The 16,888-nt window shown below is 54.9% G+C and carries 13 protein-coding genes; 10 read left to right on the top strand and 3 right to left on the bottom strand.

All coding sequences use genetic code 11. The features are described 5' to 3' along the window. The first annotated feature begins 314 nt into the window (after positions 1-314). The 3 genes from AC13F2_RS08430 (at position 315) to AC13F2_RS08420 (ending at position 4,007) form a co-directional block, all read left to right on the top strand. On the top strand, positions 315-1,358 hold the full coding sequence (locus AC13F2_RS08430; RefSeq protein WP_482965089.1) for a mannose-1-phosphate guanylyltransferase: 1,044 nt from the start codon (positions 315-317) through the stop codon (positions 1,356-1,358). Between the two features lie 29 nt (positions 1,359-1,387). Then, complete coding sequence (locus tag AC13F2_RS08425; protein WP_482965088.1) at positions 1,388-2,230, top strand: class I mannose-6-phosphate isomerase; 843 nt, start codon at positions 1,388-1,390, stop codon at positions 2,228-2,230. A gap of 298 nt (positions 2,231-2,528) precedes the next feature. After that, complete coding sequence (locus AC13F2_RS08420; protein ID WP_482965087.1) at positions 2,529-4,007, top strand: phosphomannomutase; 1,479 nt, start codon at positions 2,529-2,531, stop codon at positions 4,005-4,007. 37 nt (positions 4,008-4,044) lie between these two features. Here AC13F2_RS08420 and AC13F2_RS08415 read toward each other — a convergent pair whose 3' ends face one another. Both AC13F2_RS08415 and AC13F2_RS08410 read right to left on the bottom strand, forming a co-directional pair. Next, entirely contained in the window at positions 4,045-5,190 is a 1,146-nt protein-coding gene (locus AC13F2_RS08415; RefSeq protein WP_482965086.1) for a glycosyltransferase, read from the bottom strand. A 171-nt stretch (positions 5,191-5,361) separates the two neighbouring features. Next, entirely contained in the window at positions 5,362-6,549 is a 1,188-nt protein-coding gene (locus AC13F2_RS08410) for a polysaccharide biosynthesis/export family protein (RefSeq protein WP_482965085.1), read from the bottom strand. 243 nt (positions 6,550-6,792) lie between these two features. On the opposite strand from AC13F2_RS08410, the gene AC13F2_RS08405 reads away from it, so the two are divergent. The 7 genes from AC13F2_RS08405 (at position 6,793) to AC13F2_RS08375 (ending at position 15,783) form a co-directional block, all read left to right on the top strand. Further along, positions 6,793-7,971: a KpsE/RkpR family capsule polysaccharide export protein gene (locus tag AC13F2_RS08405; protein ID WP_482965084.1), complete on the top strand. Its 1,179-nt coding sequence runs from the start codon at positions 6,793-6,795 to the stop codon at positions 7,969-7,971. Positions 7,972-7,981: 10 nt separating this feature from the next. Then, positions 7,982-8,779 carry an ABC transporter permease gene (locus AC13F2_RS08400; protein WP_482965083.1) on the top strand — a complete coding sequence of 266 codons (798 nt, stop codon included), beginning with the start codon at positions 7,982-7,984 and terminating at the stop codon, positions 8,777-8,779. Further along, positions 8,776-9,435, top strand: a complete 660-nt coding sequence (locus AC13F2_RS08395; RefSeq protein ID WP_482965082.1) for an ABC transporter ATP-binding protein — start codon at positions 8,776-8,778, stop codon at positions 9,433-9,435. Before AC13F2_RS08400 ends, AC13F2_RS08395 begins: the two co-directional genes overlap by 4 nt. 109 nt (positions 9,436-9,544) lie before the next feature. Then, complete coding sequence (locus AC13F2_RS08390; protein WP_482965081.1) at positions 9,545-10,081, top strand: DUF4214 domain-containing protein; 537 nt, start codon at positions 9,545-9,547, stop codon at positions 10,079-10,081. 1 nt (position 10,082) lies between these two features. Next, the gene (locus tag AC13F2_RS08385; RefSeq protein ID WP_482965080.1) at positions 10,083-13,394 is read left to right on the top strand and encodes a glycosyltransferase; all 3,312 of its coding nucleotides are present in this window, start codon (positions 10,083-10,085) and stop codon (positions 13,392-13,394) included. Next, the gene (locus tag AC13F2_RS08380) at positions 13,391-14,506 is read left to right on the top strand and encodes a class I SAM-dependent methyltransferase (protein WP_482965079.1); all 1,116 of its coding nucleotides are present in this window, start codon (positions 13,391-13,393) and stop codon (positions 14,504-14,506) included. Before AC13F2_RS08385 ends, AC13F2_RS08380 begins: the two co-directional genes overlap by 4 nt. Before the next feature lie 107 nt (positions 14,507-14,613). Next, the gene (locus AC13F2_RS08375) at positions 14,614-15,783 is read left to right on the top strand and encodes a hypothetical protein (protein ID WP_482970462.1); all 1,170 of its coding nucleotides are present in this window, start codon (positions 14,614-14,616) and stop codon (positions 15,781-15,783) included. A 67-nt stretch (positions 15,784-15,850) separates the two neighbouring features. Here the strand turns inward: AC13F2_RS08375 and AC13F2_RS08370 are convergent, their stop codons facing one another. Next, entirely contained in the window at positions 15,851-16,801 is a 951-nt protein-coding gene (locus AC13F2_RS08370; protein WP_482965077.1) for a sulfotransferase family protein, read from the bottom strand. Between the last annotated feature and the right edge of the window lie 87 nt (positions 16,802-16,888).

Here is a 16,888-nt window from a genome sequence, read left to right as displayed (position 1 = left end):
CTGCCGAAGTCTGACATTTTTGGCCGGCGGTCCGAGGTGACCATTGAGCCGTCAGGAAATTTGGAGCTGATAAGGGAAGGAACTCACAACATTCGCAGCGCTAATGTGAGTAGGTGATTGCCAGGTATAGTAGGCGTGCGCCATGCATGTCCTATCAATTTCTAGCTGAAATTCGGTCGTGAGAATGTAAAATCGCAATGATTTTCCGGAGGTCTGCAATGAGATCGCCGTCCCGATCACTACACATTGCAATACTGCCCGCGATCTTTAGGAGGTCGGCTTGGATGGCCAAGCATTTTATCTGAAGGACGCAAATGCCCACGATAGTACCTGTTATTCTTTGCGGCGGTAGTGGCACACGGTTGTGGCCTCGCAGCCGGGCAGTAAAGCCAAAGCCCTTTCTGTCCTTGGTTGGTGATTGCACTTTATTCGAAGCCGCTCTGCGTCGTTGTCCCGCGTCGAGAGGCTTTTCTCCGCCAGTCGTGGTGACCGGCGGGAAACATGTCGAACATGTCGAAGCACAACTGGGTAAAATGGAAGGCGGCCAAGTCATCGTCGAGCCTGCCGCGCGCAATACTGCGGCCGCGATCGCACTGGCCGCGTATCGCCTGCCTGATGATGCGATCATGCTGGTGTGTCCGAGCGACCACCACATCGGTGATGCTGATGCGTTTGCGTCCACGGCCCGTGCCGCCGCGGACTTGGCAAGCGAAGGATGGCTGGTGTCCTTCGGGATCGAGGCCACAACGCCAGAAACCGGGTTCGGCTATTTGCGTCAGGGAGAAAAAATTTCCGACGCCGGCTATCGCACCGCACAGTTCATCGAAAAGCCTGATCTTGAGCGCGCCAAATCTTTTCTGGCCGAAGGTAGCTACGCCTGGAACGGCGGCATCTTCGCATTCCGCGTCAAAGATTTCATCGCTGAGCTTGAAAGCCATAGGCCCCAGATTGCGGCCGGCGTAAAGGAGGCCGTCGCCAAGGGTCAGGAAGAGGGCCAGCGCTTCCACCCAGATGCTGATGTCTTCGGCAACGTCCCTAGCGACTCCGTCGACTATGCCGTGATGGAAAACACCGAACGTGCTGCCATGGTTCCGGCCGTCATGAACTGGTCCGATATCGGTAACTGGCATGCCCTGCACGAAGCACTGGAACGTGATAGCTCGGGCAACTCAGTGCGCGGCGCCGGTACGGTCGAGATGGTCGATTGCCGAAATGTTCTTGTAGATACTGACAGGCTGCGCGTTTCGGTTATTGGGTTGGAAAACGTAATCGTCGTTGTCGATGGCGATGACGTCATGATCACCAGCGTCACCGGGACGCAAAAAGTCGGCAAGTTGGCCGGCGCCGTCAACCAATAGTTTTGCTACGAAAATCCAGGACACGCCCAATGAACGCCCAGCTTCCAATCCGTCAGGTCGCAAAGCCTTGGGGAAAGTGCGAACTGCCTGCTCCCTTTGGCACACGAGAAGGGGAGCGCATCGGCGAGATTTGGTTTGAGCCGCCGCAGGCGTTGCCTGAGCTGCTGGTGAAGTACATCTTCACCAGCGAACCCTTGTCTGTGCAGGTGCATCCTAGCGATAACCAGACAGTCGAAAAGGGCTTGGGCAAACAAGGTAAGGAAGAGTGCTGGCTCATCCTCGCCGCCGAAGAGGGCGCGAAATTGGGCATTGGCTTCGATGAGCCACTTTCGGCTGACGAAATGCGTGAAGCCGCCATGGACGGCTCGATAGAGCAAAAGATGACCTGGCACACTGTGTCACCGGGTGACTTTTTCTACATTCCGGCGAACACCGTGCATGCCATCGGCGCAGGCGTGAGCCTGATTGAGGTGCAGCAGAACAGTGACATCACCTATCGCCTCTACGACTATGACCGTCGGCGCGAACTGCACTTGGACGAAGGAATGGCGATAGCGAAAGGCGAACCCTATGTGCTCGATCAGTGTCATATGTATGTCTCGCCAGGTGTTAGCGCGACATTGGTAAAAGGACCGCTATTCCAGCTTGACCAAGTAGTAGGCCCCCCGGGAGACGATGTGGCCGCACGCTATTCTGGCAAACTTCTGGTCATCCCTCGTAACGGCGATGTGACGATCGGCAGCGAAGTTATCGCACCGGGCAGCTGCGGCTTTGCGGAAGCACTCTCGGAAGTCATGTTTTCTTCCGATGGCGTTTGCTTGGTCGCTGCACCTAATGCAAACGAACGGTCGTTGAGCGAACTCCGTCTCTAATTCTCAGTCGCCCGGCTCGGCAGCAACCGGCGCGATAAAACACTCCGCCGCAAAAACGCAATTCGACGGGCTTTGGCCGAGGTGGAGCAGGTGCGATTATTACCGATTACACCTTCCTCATCGCGGACAACCGGTTTTGCTTTCGCGCCAAGTTTGCTTATGCCGCGCCATTACACAATATACGAGTTAACATGACAGACATTCCCGCGATCGTTCCCGTCATCCTGTTTGGCGGGTGCCGCATTCGGCTTCGCCATGAGAAGGACCGCGCGGCGTTGTCGCAAGTGGGGGAATGACAATGATACGCACTGCTTCGATCGCCAACATCATGGCGGATTCTGGTGTGGCCTTCGGTACCAGTGGCGCGCGCGGCCTCGTTACCGCGATGACGGATGAGGTCTGCTTTGCGTATGCGTGCGGATTCCTGCAGCATATGGCCAAAATCGGCCAGTTTAAACCTGGCGGAGCAGTGGCAATCGCTGGAGACTTGCGCCCATCGAGCCCGCGCATCCTAGCCGCCTGCGCCGCCGCGATCCGGCACATGGGCGGACAAGTGGCCTACTGCGGCTTTGTGCCCTCACCCGCTGTTGCGGCCTACGGATTCGCACAGGCCATCCCATCGCTGATGGTGACAGGAAGCCACATTCCCGATGATCGCAACGGTATTAAATTTAACCGCGCGGACGGCGAAGTGCTCAAGCCCGACGAATTGGCAATGCGTGCGCAAACCGTAACGCTGCCCGGTCTGTTCGACGCTGCGGGCATGCTAGTCACACCGGAAGACTGCGGGCAATTGATAGATGTGGCCGCCCCATACGCATTGCGCTACGTCGATTTTTTTGGCGCCGAAGCGCTGCGCGGCATGAAACTAGGCGTCTACGAACACTCCGCTGTTGGCCGTGACTTGCTTGCCGGGATATTGACCGAACTGGGTGCAGAGGTCGTACGCTTGGGTCGTTCCGAACAGTTCATCCCTGTTGATACCGAAGCCGTCAGGCCCGAGGATCAGGCGCTCGCGCTTGACTGGGCGCGCGAACTCGACCTCGATGCGATCCTTTCAACTGATGGGGATAGCGATCGCCCGCTGCTTGCCGATGAAACCGGTGTATGGATGCGCGGCGACGTGCTGGGTATCCTGTGCGCGGAGGCGCTCGGGATCGATGCCGTGGCCACCCCGATCAGCTGCAACTCGGCGTTGGAGCTGTCGGGCGCCTTCTTCGCCGTGCGCCGTACTCGCATCGGCTCCCCCTTCGTTATCGAGGCAATGAACGCTCTGCTCGCCGATTTCGGGAGCGTCTGCGGTTACGAGGCGAACGGCGGATTCTTGATCGCTTCACCAGTGAAGGCTGGCGATCGCACACTCTCGGCATTGCCGACCCGCGACGCGGTACTGCCTATGGTCGCGGTCCTGGTCGCCGCCCGGCGTCAGAACATGACGCTGAGCGGCCTACAGGCAAAACTGCCCGCACGATACACCTTCAGTGACCGTTTGCAGAACTACCCGACCGCCAAGAGCCAAGCGCTGCTGACGCGACTTCAGGAAGGCACGAACGAAGACGTTCTGGAGCGCACCTCGGCGATGTTTGGCGAACTAGCTGGCTACGCGAGGGCCATCAACACCACCGACGGACTGCGTATCACCTTTGATGGGGGCGACATCATTCACCTACGCCCCAGTGGCAACGCACCCGAACTGCGCTGCTACGCCGAAAGCGCGACACCGGAACGGGCAGCTACGCTCGGCGAAGTGGCACTAGAGATCGTCCGCAAAAGCTGATGATCGACGTACGGTTGACAGACCCGCGCGGCTTCGATCAGGCCGATGCCCTTAATGTATGCGCAGACGGCTCGAGTTGGTCGTCCAACGCATCAATGATGATCGCAGCGGACTTCTTCCAGTCGGCGTCCGGAGCCGTGACCGCCGCGCGGCCCGCCCTGATGTCCGTAACCCAGTTGCCGATGTAATCCCCCAGCGTCGCGGCATCGCCCGTTGCGGGAAAATAACGCACCCCTCGCTCCTGGTGGACACGGAAGATCGGCAAATCGCGAGCAAGTACAGGCTTGAAGTGTCCGAGTGCCTCGATCAGCGGCAAGCCGAAGCCTTCCGCATGAGATGCAACGATGACCCCTTCGCAGGCTTGGTATATCTGTTCCAGTTCCAGATCCCCGACATCGTCGAACCAAAGAAGTTTATCTCCATGCTCGGGATGGTTACGAATGGCATCGCGCAGCATTTCGATCTTCCAGCCCATCCGACCGACCAGCACCAAGCGGTATTGCGAACCCTGTAGCCACAGTTCGCTGAAGGCGGAGATGACATCGGCGTGCCCCTTGCGTGGCTCCAGTGTTCCTACCATTAGCGAGAACGGCTGCGTCATATCAAACCGGGAGGTTGCTGGAGCTGCTGCCGCAGCTTCCTGCAGCATAGATTCTGAGATTGCATGCCCCATCGGGACGATGCGGGTCGCATAACCTTCCTCAAGGCCAAAGCGCTCGGCGAGCACCCGTCGCAAATCGTCCTCGGTTTGTTGCGATATGCATAGGAAGCCATCTGCGATGCCCGCGATGATCTCAAGCCACGCCTTGTACCGGAGGACATTATTGGCAGAGAACCACTCGGGCCGCTCCGCTGGCAGCAGATCACACACCAAAAACCAAAGGCTTCCCCCTGCACGCCGGAAACGGGAAAGCTGCCGGCGATGGTAACGCACGGTGTCGAGCGAGAAATCCAGACCGATGAAGACATCCCGCGGCCGCGCCACAATTGGCGTTCGGTCAATCGCTTCCACCTCACAAGGCCAAGAAATGACGTGATAGGGGTTTCGCCTATCGCCAGCAACGAACCGGACGTCCCATTGCTCTTCGGGGGTTTCGGCAAGCGCGAGAGCCAGCGCGCGCACCACCCGTTGAATGCCGGTGCCGGCATCGTGACGACTGATGACTGCAAGATCCACGTACATGCGCCGTATCTGCCTAGGGATCGCAGGTACCGTAGCTTTTTGCACCTTTCGCCGGCGCTTTATCCGCAGCCGACGCAAGGCTGGACCGGCAAAGTGCTGATCCAAGCGGAAAGGCAGCAAATCCAGAAAAGGACGCAAAGCTTTGGCCACGTCTAAAAAACTGGTCCGACCCTACTGCTGCGAAATCACTGTTGCAGTGGTGGCCGCTGGTAGCAGCGTTGAGAAGACCGCGCCAAGAAACTTCTGAAAATCAGCCAACGGAGCGTTTGAAACGTAAAGCACGTCCTTGTCTTGGATTGGAAAACTCTGCGCCACAAAGAGCGTCGCAGGATCCTTCAGATTTATGCGATAAATAACCGGGATCCTGCCATCTGGTGTCGGCTTACCCAGTTGTTTCAGGTTTTGAGGCAGAACTTCTGGTCGTTCGAAGCGAAAAATGAACACGCCCTTCGCATTAGCACGGGCGTCATCCAGACCAGAAATGCGTCCAAGTGCTTGCGCCAAAGTTAAGCCCGTAGCCTCGAAAGGCAACTCTCCGTTTCTCCCCACTGCACCAAGAGCAGTGAAGCTGTAAGGCTGGAACAACAAGGTCATGACATCATCAGGTTGTAGGCGTACGTTCTGGCGGGGATCACGTATCACGGTTTCCAGTGGCAGTGCAGATACGCTGGAACCACGTGTAATCTGTATCACCATTTTGCCAACGGGCTGCTTAACACCGCCCGCTTCTGCAAGAACGTCGAGTACGCGCTCTCCGCGCGCCGTCAGCGGTACGCGCGCGCTGGTAGCGACGTCACCAACCACAGTCACATTTGCCGCGGCGTTGCGGGCAAGGCGGACGATCGTCTGAGGTTGGTGTGCTTTGCCAATCAAGCGCGTGTTAATTTCTAGTCCGATTTCCTGAGGGGTCCGTCCGGCGGCCTGAACACGGCCAACGAACGGTACAATGATCTGACCATCGCTATCGACCATTTGCTCGGGCAACGCTGTTCCCCTTGCAGTCGCCCCTTGGGATGTTAGTTGCATTGCCCCACCGGCAACCCCGAACAATGCAGCAGGCGGCGCTTCCCAAATCGCAATATCCAGCACGTCACCCTTGCCGATTACTGATCCCATCGGGCTCCCTTCGCCAAGGCTCTCTGAGAAAGGTATCTGATAATTGCTAGCCACTATGTGGCGTGCGACTGCGTCGTTGACATCGATAATTGCAATTCCAGCGTCGCTGGCAGACGGACCGTTTGCAGCACGTTCGATTTGCCCGGTCGATGGACCGGAACCCGGCAAGACTGCGCATCCGGCCAAGGCCAGAGCTACGAAAAGAATGCCGCTCAGCCGGACAGGAACCATCATTTTTGTCATATTAAGTTAGCTAGCACCGTATAAAGCCACCGAGCGGTGGCTGAAATGACCCGGCATATGGAGCAAGCGGCGTTCCGGATCAAGGAATGCCGCTTGATTTTAAAAAACCGCAACCCGTGACGCCAAAATTTTCGATATTCGAAGGCCAACAATCATCGACGCTGGACGCTGGCAACTCTGATCGCTAGGGGTTCCCGCTGGACACTGCGGGCTGTGAAATTCCGTTGCTGAACAGAAAAATGATTGTTCACCCGTAACCCATGGGTCCGCCAATCTGCGAAACTCCACAGCGATGTGGCTGACAAGGTTCAAATGAAAACGTCGTTTAAAGCAAGTCTCGGAAAGGTGCGGCCACTCTTCCTTTTCATGGTTGTCATTCCAACCGCACTATCAATACTGTACTTTGGAGTATTCGCGTCTAACGTTTATATATCTGAATCGCAGTTCGTGGTTCGCAGCCCAGACAAGCAGTCGCCCACCGGCCTAGGAGTGTTGTTGAAGTCCACTGGTTTCGGCAGCTCAGGTGACGAAATTTATGCCGCCCAAGAGTACATGCTTTCGCGCGATGCTCTCGCGGCCCTCAATACCGACGACGACTTCGTCCAAGCATACGCAGCGCCATCAATATCTGTTTTTGATCGCTTCGCCCCCTTAGGTCTAAGTGATAGCTTCGAGGATTTGTATAAATATTACAAGAAGAAAGTCGCAATCCAGCAGGATACAACCTCCTCCATTGTGACGCTCACTGTTCGGGCCTTCACACCGATGGATGCTGCCGAAATCAATAGCCAGCTGCTGGAGATGGCTGAAGCAACCGTCAACAAGCTAAACGAACGTGGGCGACAAGATCTCATCCGTTTCGCGCAGAGGGAAGTTGATGAGGCAAAGGCTCAGTCCAAGGCGGCTGCGTTGGCCTTGTCAGTCTATCGAAACCAAGTGGGCGTAGTGGATCCCGAGAAGCAAGCAACTGTACAGCTGCAGATGATTTCGAAAATTCAGGACGAACTGATCGCTACCCGCATGCAGCTTCGCGAACTGCGGGCCTACACCCCGGAAAATCCTCAGATCGCAATTCTTGACGTACGTGCCAAGGGCTTGGCGCAAGAGATAGACGAGCAGCTTGGCCTCGTTGCCGGAAATCAAAAGTCCCTTTCATCGCGTGCCGCCGAATATCAACGGCTGGCGCTGGAGAGCCAGTTTGCTGATAAAAATCTGGCCAGCGCGATGGCTTCGCTGGAAGAGGCCCGCAATGAGGCGCGCCGAAAACAGGCATATGTGGAGCGTATCGTTGACCCTAACGTGCCCGATGCTCCTCTGGAGCCGCGCAGGTGGCGTGGAATCTTTTCTACGTTAATCCTCGGCCTTGCTGCCTGGGCTGTTATTAGCATGCTAGTAGCTGGCATGCTGGAACACAGAGACTAGAGATTAGGTCATGGCCGTCCAGCAGTTCATGGAAATTGGGAAAAGTGCGTCGATCCAATGGCGTGTAATCTATGCCCTGCTAATGCGCGAAATTCTCACGCGGTATGGACGCCACAATATCGGCTTTCTGTGGCTGTTCGTGGAGCCGATGCTTTTTACAACCGGGGTCACCATCTTATGGACCTTAGCAGAAGCGTTTCACGGCTCCTCCCTGCCAATCGTGGCATTTGCGCTGACGGGATATTCCAGCGTTCTGCTCTGGCGAAACATGCCAGCGCGCTGCATCGGAGCTATTGAGCCCAATTTGGCCCTCATGTATCATCGGAACGTCCGTGTGATTGATATCTTCTTGGCCCGCGTGCTCTTAGAAGCCGGCGGCGCGACAATATCATTTATCGTACTCAGCCTTTTTTACATCTATATAGGTTGGCTGGAACCGCCAGAAGACGTGCTAAAAGTGACACAAGGATGGCTGCTGTTGGCGTGGTTTGGCGCTGCACTCGCTATGCTCCTAGGCGCCATTGGAGAGAAAAGCGACTTGGTGGAACGTTTGTGGCATCCAGCTTCGTACATCATGTTTCCACTCTCTGGCGCAGCTTTCATGGTCGATGCGCTCCCTCCGACTGCTCAAAAGTACGCGCTATACGTGCCAATGGTAAATGGTGTGGAGATCGTTCGTGACGGTTATTTTGGCGACCAGATACGTACGCATTACGACCTGCCATATCTTCTAGGATGGTGCATGGCACTATCGGTGCTGGCCTTGGCGCAAGTCGCGGTCATCAACCGAGGGATCACTCCCGAATGATCGACGTCGATCATGTCCATAAGGTCTATCCCACCCGCCAAGGCGATAGGATCGTCTTAAATGACATTTCGTTCAAACTAGCACGGGGCGATAAGTTGGGAATTCTAGGCCGCAATGGCGCGGGCAAGTCGACGCTGGTTCGCCTTGTCAGCGGCGCGGAACAGCCCACGTCCGGGAGCATCACTCGTGGCATGTCGGTATCTTGGCCGATCGCCTTTGGCGGAGCGTTTCAGGCCACACTAACCGGCATGGACAATGTTCGCTTCATCAGCCGTATCTACAATCAGGACTACGCGCAAAATATCGATTTTGTGGAAAATTTCACGGAATTGGGGTTGTACTTGCGTGAACCGGTCCGCTCGTACTCGCAAGGTATGCGCGCGCGTCTCGCTTTCGCCATTTCAATGATTATCGAGTTTGACTGTTATCTAATCGACGAAGTGAGCGCGGTGGGAGACGCTCGCTTCCATGAGAAATGCGCAGTGGAATTATTCCAGAAACGGGCTGATCGCGCAATGCTCATTATTTCACACGACGTTGAGTATGTCCGCCATCACTGCTCGCAATTTGGTGTCCTACATGAGGGCAACATACAATTTTACCCAGATTTCAATCAGGCATATGATCAGCATATGGTCAACTTGCACGAATCGTAATGTTTCTTAAGTGTCAATATGCGCGTCTTATAGTTTGCTTGACCCACTCCTTGTCCGTGCAGTTGCTTTACACCAACGGCGCATTCAAATTTAGGCGATTTCTGTTAAAATGCATGTCAATGATCTTCTCGCGCTTAACAGTGCATCATTTATCGAAGCCGCATATTCGACAATCCTCAAGCGCCAGGCGGACCGAGAGGGCTTTGATCACTACATGGGTCGTCTCGAATTAGGAGATACCAAGGAAGCCATCCTCGTTGCCCTTGCCACCTCCACTGAAGCGCAAAGAATGAGAATAGACCTTACCGGGCTTCCGGCGGTTATCAAACGAAATGGTAAGTCACCTTGGCGCCGGTTCTCACGTTTTCTTTCCGAGATAGGGGGAATGCGACGACGACTGGTTCGCATTGAGCATATGTTGAGCGAACAGAGGCGTGGCCTTAGGAGTGCGGCCGTCGCCGACCCCGCGCTTGTATTCGATAGCGATCATTTGCCGAATTTGGCCGTTGCAGGCGATGAACTTAGTCAAACGTTGACTTTATTGAGGGACAACCTGTCCTACACTGCTCACGACGCCGATCTGTTTATAGACAATTTCAAAAAGACAATCCGCGCAAGCCCGTTATTTTTTGTGATAGGTAAGTAAATTGAAACCGGTATTTATGCAAGAAGACCTTGGAACGTCGTTCCAAGGTCGCATCATTCAGGTCACCGAAGCGCTTGACCGTGCCGATGCCGTTTCTAATCAAGTCATTGAACTCGATCGCATGTTTTTAAACATGGGAATTAATTCGATCGTGGTCAGTAAATTTCATCATGAAGACGTGTCGTCCCACCGTATCAACTTGGAAGATGTAGGTGTACAAGAGGATGATATTGTCATTTTTCATTCGTGCGGCTACACCGAACATGCCGGGCCTTGGGCTGCTCGGCAGTATTGCACTAAGGTTTTCTTATATCACAACATAACGCCGCACGAATTATTTTCTGAAAATTCTGATCTGTACAAGTTCTGCAAGTTAGGCCGGGAGCAGCTTGCCGATTTCATTCCGGATTTTCATTATTTCTGGGGTGATAGCCAGTATAACCTTGACGAGCTCATCGCGCTTGGCGCCCCGCCCGATCATAGTTTCGTCGTGCCGATCGTCGTGCCCCCTGCCCCGCCCGTCAGGCTGGGCCATGCAGGCGGCAAAGTCCCGGGAAGCTGGGTGTTCCTAGGCCGGATAGCGGGCAACAAGGGGCAGATCGACCTAGTGCGGCTGTTTGCCCGCGCGCGCCAGCAGGATCCCAGTGCGGCCAGCCGTCTGGCGATCGTGGGCGGCTTCAACACCGCCGATGATTATTATGTGCGGTTGCTGGAGGAAATCGACCTTTTGGGGCTGACCGATGATGTGACCATAACCGGCAAGGTCAGTGACGAACGGCGCGAGCAGTTATTGCGGGAGGCGCAATTTTATGTCGCACTCAGCGTGCATGAAGGATTTGGCGTTCCTCTCGTCGAAGCACCATTACGCGGCTTGGCCGTGCTGGCGCTGGACCGCGCGGCCGCGCGCGAAACCATGGGCGGCATCGGTCTACATGAAGATGAGGACAGCCTGTTTCGCGCACTTTTTACGCTCGCGAGGGACACTACCGCATACCGGGCGCTGGTAGAGGCGCAGGCCGCCAATGCCGGGCGCTTTGCCCGGGGTAGCGTACGCGCGGACCTGGTCACAGCGATCAAACCGATGCTGCCGGAAAAGGATCGCTACAAAAGCGTTTCAGTCGTCATTTGCACTTATAATCGCCGCGATTTTCTCGCCCGCAGCCTCGATTACCTCCAATGTCAGTCCAATCCCAATTTCGAGGTGGTCGTCGTCGACGGTCCGTCCGACGACGGAACGAAGGAACTGCTGGAAAACTGGCGCGGGCGGATTAAGATCGCCAGAAATCCGCTCCGCAATCTCTCAGTTTCGAGAAATCTGGGTATCGAACTCGCTCGAGGCGACATCGTCGCATTTATCGATGACGACGCTATCCCGTTCGACAACTGGATCGACAGCATCCTCGACGAATATAACAGCCGTCCGCTTCTGACCAAGGCGCTGGGCGGCCCGGCCTTCTTTGCCGGAACTCTGCGCTTTCAGTCCGAGGATATTGGGATCGACCGGCACGGCAACGCGTGGCTCAACATCCCTCGTCACGAAGTAGGTCAGGGTGGGTGGCTGCGTTCATGTCTTGGTACTAACTCCACATTTGTACGTCAGCACCTTGTCGACATCGGCGGATTTGACGAACAGTTCGATTATTATCTCGATGAATCAGAGCTTTGTTTAAGGATACAATTGCAAGGCAATCTGATTGGCTATGCCCCCGACTTGCTCGTTCGGCACGAGTTTGCCCAGAGCCACAATCGCAAGGGGCGGTATAATTACGACTGGCACACCATCAGCAAGAACACGGCTTATTATGTCGCAGCCTATAGCGGTTTATCGGGCGAGACTTTGCGGTCCAACCTGGTGCAGCGACTGGAGCGCGAACGCGTCCTGCCGCTGAAAGGTGCGCTCGACCGTGGCGAAATCTCCAAACCGCTGTTTGAGAATGCGCTCGCAGCGCTCGAGAAAGGCATGGAGCAGGGTCTGGCTGACGCAAAGTGTTGGCCCAAAACACGCAAGTTGGAGACAGGAAGCAGGCCGTTCCTGCCATTCGCTTTGCGGCAGGGATACAAGGTCGTCGGACGCGATATTCCCAGACTGCATATCTGCATCGTGACCAAGGAAATGCCCCCCTTCACGCGGGGCGGCGGCGTTGGAACGCTTTATTATCACCTCGTCAGTGAACTGATTCTGATGGGTCATGACGTCAGCATCGTGGTGCCGGGCATCGAGGAGAGGGCCGTCCGTCAGGGACCGCTGACGGTCTATTATACTCAATCCCGCTCGATCGACGTGCCCGGCATGGACGCGGGACTCAATAACAATATGACTTGGTCCGTTGCTGCGCTGCACCAAGTCATATGCATCCATGAGGAAAAGCGTGTGGACGTGATCGACAGCGCGCTGTGGGACAGCGAAGCGCTGGCGATCGCCGTCGTAAACCGCTTCGAACGTCCGCCACTGGTCATCCGGCTCGTCACTCCCTTTACCGTCGTGGCCGATATCAACGGATGGGCTGTGCAGCCGCGGACGGCGAGGTTGTTCGATGGCTTCGAAAAGGAACTGATCCAAAATGCCGACGCGATCATCCCGATCAGTGAGAAGATAGCGTCGACGATCAGCACCGCGCAGAAGATCACGCCCGACGCGCGGTGGCACCAGAGCTATTGCGGAATAGCCTACTGGCCGTTGTTTGATGTCAACGAAGATTATAACGACCTTCCGGAACTCAAAGGTCTGGGGTCCGATCATCTCGACAATTCCAAGATCATCCTGTTCATTGGTCGCTTAGAAAAGCGCAAAGGTATCGATCTCGTATTATCCGCCATCCCGTCGATGCTTGCGGCAGACCCGGAGGCGCGGATTGTCATCGCCGGCAGCGATCCGGAAGGCTGGCAGCAGCGCGCCCAATACATGATACCGTCAGAGGAAATACAGCGCGTGCATTTCTTGGGCATGGTTTCCGATGCCGTGAGAGAAAAACTGCTGGCACGCGCTTACTGCCTGTTGTTTCCATCACGGTATGAATCATTTGGCCTGGTGCCGCTGGAAGCCTTTGTCCATGGTGTTCCGGTAATCGCCTCTAAAAGCGGGGCCATTCCTGAAGTCGTCCTAGACGGAGAATGCGGATTACTGTTCGATGAAAGCGACAGTGATAAATTGGCAGATGCGGCCCGGCGTCTGCTTACTGACGCGTCGCTTCACCGTAGGTTGAGCGAAGGTGCTTTGAAACGCGTTCGTGACCTCAGCGCTCGCAACAGTGCGCAAAATACCCTGATGATTTATCAGGACCTCCTTTCCCATCGCGAGGCATCTGCATCATGAAAGATAGCTTGCAAAAACACTATGAGTCCGCCTTCGCCGAGAAGGAAGGCGAAATCTACGGCACTATGAGCAAATTGGATGTTGCCGCGCACACTCGCAAGGTCGAAATTCTTGCGAACATGGATCTTCCAGACTTGAGCGACGCCACTGTCCTTGATTATGGTGTCGGATCGTGGGGATTCGGCTGCATCTTCAATCGCCTTAAGCAATGTAAGGTCGGCATCGGCATCGACGTGTCATCCGTTGCCATCGCGATGAGCGAAAAAGTATCGTCTGCCGATCCAGCACTCAGCGGCAAGACGATCAAATATCTCACCTCGACTGGTTATGATATCGACCTTCCCGACAACAGCGTAGACCTCATTTTCTGTGGTGAGTGTATTGAACATATCGAGGAAAGCACTGCATTTCTGTCCGAGCTTTATCGAATACTGAAAATGGGCGGCATAGCCGTATTCACAACACCCAATTCAAGCCCGTGGCTTTATCGCCAATTCAATCTGCGCTGGTGTATGGGTTTCGAGCATGTCGCCCTCATGGATTATGCAATATTTCGGCATGAACTAGAGAAATATTTTCAGATCATCGACATAAAGGGGTTCAACCATTCTCTGCACCCGCAGATAGATTGGCAGTTGGACGAGCAATTCATCAATGACTGGGCCAAGATTGGCCTCGATACGCCACAAGACGCCACGAGCATGATTGCCACGGTCAAGAAAGTTGATGCCGAGCTTTATGAAAAACAGCGGGTCATCATCACCGAGGCGGATGCGGTTCCTACACTGGCAGAAGCGCAATCAGTCGAACTGGAGCCGGGCATCTTCGGTATCGCAGTAGAAATAGACAACGGCTTCACCGTCCCGGTACCCTCTGGCATGACCCGCTGCCAGCTCATCTTTTGGAACCATTCCTGGAGCGGCGTGGTCGAAATCGTCAACGGAGACGAAACGCGGTTGGTGGATTTGTATTCCCCGACGCCAGGATGCTGGAGAGAAAGCTTGGAAGTTACAGCAGGCGAAATTCTCGTTCGGCCGAGCGGTTCGGCATCTCCTGACAGTCACGGCACGCAGGCCATCCTGTATCGGGCGGTGTTCGGCGGCCCACAATAGCGAAAGAGCGCAGGGGACATGGTGTTTCTTCCCAAGCATGCGATAATTTTGTGTGGGACAATATCACCCTCCCCAGCGATTCGTCCATATTCAGGCGCGTGGGTCCATTGAGCCGCCATCGCTGGAGCCGCGTAGCGGCCCTAGTTGGTGCTGTGATACTCGGGCTTGCGGCGGCAAGGTCAACAGCCTCTGCTGTAACCCTTGATGACCTCTGGCGCGGCACTGCGCATTTCGAGCAGGTAGGGCAGATTGACTGGGTCTCGGCACCCCATGGTAGCATGGGGGAAAGCTCCAGCTGGTTCACGGTACGATCGGGCATCTGGTACGCGTTCAATCGGGTCGCCATGGCCGACCCCGATGGAAAATGCCCCTCCACCCATATGCAGATCGTCGTTCGCGAAAGTCACGATCAGGGTGGAAGTTGGTCCAATAGCACAGTAGCAGCAGCACCCGGCGACAGCGCCCGTGGCGATGGATGCGCCGTACTCGATGGTAGCGGTTATTTCGATGCAACTACCGGTATCTGGCATTTGCTGGCGCAATGTTCCGATGATAGGAACCAAGGGGGTTGGGGCATGTGCCATTATGTCCGCAAAGCCGCTTCCCCGATGGGGCGATTTACGCCTGATCCTGACAATCCTGTCGTCAAGGGAGGCGATCTGTGGGCACGCATTTGCAATCGGTCCGGTTCAGCTTGTCCCCCGACGACTGTCGATGAAGGCACGCCGGAAATCATCGCCCAATCCAACGGACAATTTCTGGTGACATTTCATGGCTTCGATTATGGTTCGAAAAGGGCGTTTCGAGGCTTGGCGTCCACATCCGATTTCAAAAGCTGGCGGGTCGAGGGCGCTGGGTTGCCGGGCGCTCCCTTGCTGGGCGCGTCCGAATGTGCGCACCAACTTCCCCACTGTGTGGGTGTAGGCCAGGCCACCACGCTCTTCACCGAAAGATATCTGTATGTTCTGGCAGAAGCGATGGACAAAAGCCTGCAGTGCCTGTCTGATCAGCAGTGGCAATTCTATCTTTATCGCGCGCCTGCAGGGCCGTTCCCGCAAACCGGGTCGAAAGTCTGGCAGACCTATCCCGGATCAGCCTTGCTAAAACCCTCCTCTGACGATCCGGCGACCACCTGCAAAGTGACCTATGCCCGCTGGATACAAGACGGATCCTCGACCTATCTCGTATACGAAGATCGTATAACCAAAAGCGTCTATCTTAACCGGCGATTATTGAAGCTGGTGCCGGGATCCGGAGCGGCCATTCGCTTGAAGTAAGACTTGGTATTGCTGCTATCAAAGCCATGGCGTTGCAATATTCAACCGACCGCCGCACACAGAAAATTCACTCGAGTCCATTCGCATTGGAAGCATGACTATTGCTAGCAACTATTTTTCTGGCGAACTCATATATTTCGCGATCAACGTCAGTCAGCGGCTCCAAGGCTTGCATGATTAACGCAGATGGCTTGATGGCCTCAATCTCTCGAATGCTAGGATGCTGAGCATGAACTACTTCGGTGACATTATCTCTCCGGAGCGAGTCAAATGAAGTAAAATTGAGGGTTCGAGCAAGCCTCTCAACGGATCTATCCATGCTCTCCGTAAGTACAATTTCGTCGACAGCTTCTAATCTATCTTTAACCTTCTTCAGTAATTCTCGTTTTTGATTGGCGGAAGAAGCGCATTCTTTAGAATCGGAAAATGTATGCAGGTAACAATTGTTAGTTGCGATTGATGATAATATGATGTCACAATTAAAAAACTCTTCCGCTGACATTATTTGCGCCGCACGAACTTGCGGATTAGGAGAGTCGCGTTTTGGATGAGAGTGATAATATCTGTATAGGGATAGAAGGCGGTCTATGGGATCGCGGAAGCACGTTATCAACGTTTTTCGATGCCGTGGCAGTGCAAGTGCGGTTTGATAATTAAAATGCCCGCCGATTAGATCATATTTACTTAGATGCTCTAAAGTGTACCCATGCGGATCACTAACTTGAAGGCTCAACCCACCTTTCGCTGAGTAAGACTCGGAAAGCCAATTGAAGAGCGAAGTACCGCCGGTTTTGGGCAAGTGAACCAGCACAGTGACGGAACGGTCGTAATCTGGGATAGCTCTGCTCTCACGACACTGTTGTCGTAGATGTGCCAGCCCTTCTTTGCTCCGAATAAGCGCTTGTCTTAACGACTCGAAGTCGGGGTGGTTGCGATGGTGTATAATTGCGACCTCGCTCTCGGGTGGCCTGCCCAGCAAGGCTCTATAGGCCCAGATCACTTCTTCACGCTTTAGCATAGTGCTCGCCTTAGTGCGTTCTCTTTTGCATACAAGTCTTGTACGCATTTTTCGAGGCTGCGATGGAATCTGTTTTTGTTCGCTCTT

The sequence above is a fragment of the Qipengyuania sp. L-5Y genome, from assembly GCF_056859455.1.
The sequence above is the reverse complement of the archived record's forward strand: the minus strand, read 5'-3'. Positions and strand labels throughout refer to the sequence as shown.

What these genes read in the sequence shown, in the direction of transcription:
- AC13F2_RS08430 (WP_482965089.1), top strand. Translation starts at nt 315, where the DNA reads ATGCCCACGATAGTACCTGTTATTCTTTGCGGCGGTAGTGGCACACGG.
- AC13F2_RS08425 (WP_482965088.1), top strand. Translation starts at nt 1,388, where the DNA reads ATGAACGCCCAGCTTCCAATCCGTCAGGTCGCAAAGCCTTGGGGAAAG.
- AC13F2_RS08420 (WP_482965087.1), top strand. Translation starts at nt 2,529, where the DNA reads ATGATACGCACTGCTTCGATCGCCAACATCATGGCGGATTCTGGTGTG.
- AC13F2_RS08415 (WP_482965086.1), bottom strand. Translation starts at nt 5,190, where the DNA reads ATGTACGTGGATCTTGCAGTCATCAGTCGTCACGATGCCGGCACCGGC.
- AC13F2_RS08410 (WP_482965085.1), bottom strand. Translation starts at nt 6,549, where the DNA reads ATGACAAAAATGATGGTTCCTGTCCGGCTGAGCGGCATTCTTTTCGTA.
- AC13F2_RS08400 (WP_482965083.1), top strand. Translation starts at nt 7,982, where the DNA reads ATGGCCGTCCAGCAGTTCATGGAAATTGGGAAAAGTGCGTCGATCCAA.
- AC13F2_RS08395 (WP_482965082.1), top strand. Translation starts at nt 8,776, where the DNA reads ATGATCGACGTCGATCATGTCCATAAGGTCTATCCCACCCGCCAAGGC.
- AC13F2_RS08390 (WP_482965081.1), top strand. Translation starts at nt 9,545, where the DNA reads ATGCATGTCAATGATCTTCTCGCGCTTAACAGTGCATCATTTATCGAA.
- AC13F2_RS08380 (WP_482965079.1), top strand. Translation starts at nt 13,391, where the DNA reads ATGAAAGATAGCTTGCAAAAACACTATGAGTCCGCCTTCGCCGAGAAG.
- AC13F2_RS08370 (WP_482965077.1), bottom strand. Translation starts at nt 16,801, where the DNA reads ATGCTAAAGCGTGAAGAAGTGATCTGGGCCTATAGAGCCTTGCTGGGC.